At 43.0% G+C, this 2292-nt stretch carries 2 protein-coding genes; one reads left to right on the top strand and one right to left on the bottom strand.

The features are described from left to right. The coding region (locus A3756_RS14720) for a PEGA domain-containing protein (RefSeq protein WP_068553765.1) at nt 1-1129 on the bottom strand (1129 nt) is incomplete at its 3' end. A 327-nt stretch (nt 1130-1456) separates the two neighbouring features. Between A3756_RS14720 and A3756_RS14715 the strand changes: the two genes are divergently transcribed. Continuing rightward, the coding region (locus A3756_RS14715) for an insulinase family protein (protein ID WP_197481319.1) at nt 1457-2292 on the top strand (836 nt) is incomplete at its 3' end.

Raw genomic sequence — 2292 nt, 5'->3', positions numbered from 1 at the left:
AGAGGCCATCAATAAATTGTCCGACATACTTTTTACCGTTCGCATAGGTTTCGACACCCTTGCCGTGGAACATACCGTTAGAGAATGAACCTTCGTAGTGTCCGCCATCCGGGTAGGTTAGGGAACCGTTACCGTGGAATAAATTGTCTGAGAAGCCGCCAACATATAGTAGGCCCCCCTTGGTTGTAAGAGAGCCTTGCCCATTGAGCACGCCATCAATCCAGAAACCTGTATAGATGTCACCGGTAGCTTTGGTTAGGGTTCCTTCACCATTAAACTCATTTTCATCAAGCTCACCAATGTAGGTATCGCCGTCTGTGGTGGTGAGGGTGCCGCGGCCTTGCATATTGCCTTCAAACCACTCTCCCTGGTATTTCATTCCGTTGGCATATCGGACAGAGCCGATGCCATGAAAGTTGCCATTAACGAAGGAGCCGTTGTATTCAAAGCTGCCTTCTTGAATGTAGCTTCCTTCGCCTGTCTTGATATCGTTTGCCCACATACCATTTTGGTAATCAACTTTAGTAAATTGCTGAAGCTGAGCTTTTAGTGTTTTGGTGCTTCCGCGTCGTATATCAACGCTTGATAACCAGCTCTGATAACCTTCTTTAGCAACTTCGATGTTGTAATTACCAGGTGTTAGCTGCATTTCCAGTTTAGTTGGGCCATAAGGTTTACCGTTTACCAATACGGTATCGTCGGTAACGTTTGAGCGCACAATCAAAGTGCCGGTAATGACAGGTTTGGGCTCGGGCTGTTCTGTGTTTTTGTAGGTGATTACTTCGGGCTTCTTCGTTTCAGAGATAATAACTTCTCTTATGGGCGGGGTAGGGGCCGGAGCTTCAACTTCATCTGCGAAAATTGCTTCTTCAGAAAACGCAAGGTCTTCAGTTCTTTTTAGCGAGTCAAGCACTTGTTTGCTCATTTCACTAAGCTCAATATATTCAGCTTCTTTCGTTGTTTCTTGAGGAGCCGGTGTGCCCGCACTTACCGGTACGTCAGGCTCGGATTCGATAGAAGTTTTAGCTTTTACAATGTCTGCTTCATTATTTGCCGGCCCTGTGCCCGCAATGATTAACAGCAAAATCATTAAGAAATTTATAAAAAGAAGAGGTCTAAGATCGACCATTTATATACTACCCTTAAGAAATAGGAGCTGAGTTGCTCCGCCACATTTCCGTTTACTAACGTGTAAAATATGTACTCTGGATTAATCGTTGCTTGAGTATTGAAGGCGCATCGCTTACGTTATGTTTAGAGTGTAGACTCAAATAGAAAAAAATGCTTAGAAATAAGATGTAAATGTAAGATAAGTCACAGAATATTCGATTCTGGGCTAAACTGCTTTCTGCTTGTAAAAGTGCAGTTGAGTGCTCAATAGAGCGTTTGGGTTATTGTCCTAAAAGTATAATCATTCAGTAGTATTAATATAAGGTATTAACGATATATGGCTAACATGCAGCATAAAGATTTCAAACTGATCCGCACTCAAAGCATTGATGCTTTGCATGTGACAGCCGAAGAGTATGAGCACTTGGGGACGGGTGCCAGGCACCTGCATTTTGCGACCACTAATACCGAAAACGTATTTTTGGTAGGTCTAAAAACAGTTCCGACTGACAACTCTGGCGTCGCACATATTCTTGAGCATACGGCACTGTGTGGTAGCGAGAAATATCCGGTTCGTGACCCCTTCTTTATGATGATCCGCCGATCCTTAAATACTTTTATGAATGCCTTTACCAGTAGTGACTGGACGGCTTACCCTTTTGCAAGTAAAAACAAGAAAGATTTTAATAATCTTCTCGAAGTGTATCTCGATGCAGTTTTCTTCTCTCGACTCGACGAGATGGATTTTCTACAAGAGGGGCATCGACTTGAGTTTGAAAAAGCAGATGATGCCAATAGCGATCTGAGTTACAAGGGTGTTGTTTATAATGAAATGAAGGGAGCGATGAGCTCACCGGTTAGTCAACTATGGCAGACATTAACGCGCCATTTGTATCCGACTACTACCTATCACTTTAATAGTGGTGGAGATCCTGAGCATATCACCGGTTTAAGTTATGATGACTTAAAAGGCTTTTACAAAAAGCACTATCATCCAAGTAATGCTGTGTTTCTGACCTTTGGCGATATTCCAGCTTATGAGCACCATTGTCACTTTCAGGGTTACGCTTTATCCAGATTCTCTAAAGAAGATCACCGAATCAGAATCAACGATGAGCAACGCTATTGTGCACCGATTCGGATTCAGGAAAATTACCCCGTTGAAAAAGATGAGCCGACCGA

Source organism: Oleiphilus sp. HI0086 (assembly GCF_001635225.1).
Note: the sequence above shows the minus strand (reverse complement) of the source record. Positions and strands in the feature narration are given on the sequence as shown.